Origin of the sequence: Gordonibacter pamelaeae 7-10-1-b, assembly GCF_000210055.1 — a bacterium.
Classification (GTDB): domain Bacteria; phylum Actinomycetota; class Coriobacteriia; order Coriobacteriales; family Eggerthellaceae; genus Gordonibacter; species Gordonibacter pamelaeae.
Genome location: NC_021021.1, coordinates 1862766 through 1865082, shown reverse-complemented (window position 1 = coordinate 1865082; position 2317 = coordinate 1862766). Strand labels below are relative to the sequence as shown.

Sequence of the window (2317 nt, the reverse complement as noted above, 5' to 3'; positions counted from 1 at the left end):
GCACGGCGACGCCCGCCTCCACGACGAGGGCCGCGAGGCCCAGCAGCGGCACGATCGAAGGCTGTCCCGGCGCCGCGAACTGCAGCGACGCGAAACCTCCCAGCCAGATGACAGGCAGCACGAGCAGCGGCGAGAGCCGCGCGGGCCGCACTGCGAGCAGGTAGAACGCCGCGGGAACGCACACCATGAGGTCGAACGGCAGCGCGAAGTTGGGTACGAAGGGGAAGCCGGCGGCGGGCGCGGCGGCTAGGCAGGCGAGGTCGATGCCGTACAGCGCGAGCACGGCGAAGAGCGCGAGGGCGATGCGCGAAGGCGCGAGGCGGGCTGGGGTCGCGGGGGTTCCGGCGGGCGCAGGGGTCATGCGGGCCTCCTGACGTGGGCGTGGGGTTCAACGCTTCTAGGGTAAACCATGACGTTGGGTCGGAGTCAAAGGGGAATCGCCATCGGCGGGACGGGCGCTGACGAACACGTTGGTGCGGGGATAGTAGGCGAAGCGGACGACGCTGCCGGCTTCGGCGATCTGCCCGAGCGCCGCGCGATCCTGTTCCTTGATGGCCACGCGCACGGTTCGCCCTCTTCCGTCGGTGAAATCGATCACGAAGTCGGCGGCTCGCAGCGACGAGTAACGGCCCGTGGGACGCTGCTCGTCGAAATCGCTCAGCACGCATACCTGCTCGCGCGGGCCTTCGAGCGCGTCGGCGAGGGCGCTTGAGGTCTGCAGCGTGCCGAAAGCGCCGGCCGCAAATCCGAATGCGAGCATGAACAGGACGATGCCGAGGGGTTTCGTCAGGTTGTACGAGCGGGGATGCCTTTTGCGATGCCTCCGGTAGAGCACGAGCGCGGCGATGCAGGCAATCATGACGAGGCCCGCCGCAATCGGCGCGCGATCGAGCGCGGTGAGCGCTCCGAGGGCGACGAGCGCCGCTCCAACGTAGCAGAAGAGGTTGAGCGCGACGACGCCGAGCTCCTTCGCCGCCGCGCGCAGCAGGGCTTCGGGGTTTTCCGCGCTACGCGTCGCCGCATGCCACGGGTCGCGCGCCACGAGCGGCACGAAGCACAGCACGCCGAGCCCCATGGCGAGGATCCCCGCGCTTCCGATTCCCCGGTCGAGCACGCCCTGATAGCCCACGGAAGGCGCGAACTCCCCGTACAGGAGCGCGGCGAACCCGCCGAACAGCGCGACGAGGCCGATGATGACGAGCGCTTTCCCGACCATCGTGAGATCGGGGCGCAAAAAGGACATGCGGGCTCCTTCCGGTTCCGTTTTCCTTCGATCCGTGAGAGTCCATTATAAGCCAGCGATCCGATCGAGCGGTTTCCCCTTCCCTTTAACGAATCTTTAGAAACGGGGCGCATCCTGTTCTCGAGCCGAGAGAAAGGAAACGATATGGCGTACATGTTGGAAACGGACGCGCTCACGAAGACGTTCAAAGGGCAGGCGGCGGTCGACAGGTGCTCGCTGCATGTGCCTGAGGGCACGGTGTACGGCCTCTTGGGGCCGAACGGCGCGGGAAAGTCGACGCTGCTCAAGATGGTGTGCGGCATGCTGCGCCCCACGTCGGGGAGCATCGCGTTCGCGGGGCGGCCGTGGACGCGCGACAGCTTGAACTCCATCGGGGCGCTCATCGAGACGCCGCCTCTGTACGAGAACCTCACCGCGCGCGAGAACCTGCGCGTGCGCACAACGCTTCTGGGCCTGCCCGAGAGCCGCATCGACGAGGCGCTCGCCATCGTCGACCTCGCGAACACGGGCTCCAAGCGGGCGGGGCAGTTCTCGCTCGGCATGAAGCAGCGGCTCGGCATCGCGCTCGCGCTCGTGGGGCATCCGCGGCTGCTCATCCTGGACGAGCCCACGAACGGCCTCGACCCGGTGGGCATCCAGGACCTGCGCGCGCTCATCCGGTCGTTCCCGAAGCGCGGCATCACCGTGGTGCTGTCGAGCCACATCTTGGGCGAGGTGGAGCACGTGGCCGACCTCGTGGGGATCATCGTGGGAGGGCGGCTGGCCTACGAGGCCCCGCTCGGCGACGAGACGAATCTGGAGCGTTTGTTCATGGACGTGTGCAGGGGAAAGGCGGTGGCGTGATGGGAGCGCAGACAGGATCGTTCAAAACGGCGTTTCGCGCCGAGATGCTGAAAGGCAGGCGCGGGGGCGCGCGCAAGGTGGCGCTCGTCGCGCCGCTGCCGTTCTGCGCGCTGGGCGTGCTGTCGTCGGGCGTGCTTCAGGGCACGGGCGCCGTCGGGGGCATCGCGACGAGCATGTGGAACTACTGGATGGCGCTCATGCTTCCCATCGCCGTGGCGCTGATCTGCGCTT

2 protein-coding genes and 2 pseudogenes are annotated in these 2317 nt (G+C 67.9%); 2 read left to right on the top strand and 2 right to left on the bottom strand.

What is annotated here, in order from left to right; translation table 11 throughout:
* A pseudogene (locus GPA_RS19090) lies at window positions 1–361 on the bottom strand (hypothetical protein); the annotation flags it as partial.
* Between the two features lie 36 nt (window positions 362–397).
* Window positions 398–1243: a hypothetical protein gene (locus GPA_RS08595; protein ID WP_015539622.1), complete on the bottom strand. Its 846-nt coding sequence runs from the start codon at window positions 1241–1243 to the stop codon at window positions 398–400.
* A 144-nt stretch (window positions 1244–1387) separates the two neighbouring features.
* On the opposite strand from GPA_RS08595, the gene GPA_RS08590 reads away from it, so the two are divergent.
* Together GPA_RS08590 and GPA_RS19085 are read left to right on the top strand one after the other, a co-directional pair.
* Window positions 1388–2086 (top strand): lantibiotic protection ABC transporter ATP-binding protein, encoded by a 699-nt coding sequence (locus GPA_RS08590; protein WP_015539621.1) that lies wholly within the window; start codon window positions 1388–1390, stop codon window positions 2084–2086.
* Window positions 2086–2317 (top strand): annotated as a pseudogene (locus GPA_RS19085) (hypothetical protein); the annotation flags it as partial. The gene GPA_RS08590 and the pseudogene GPA_RS19085, both read left to right, overlap by 1 nt.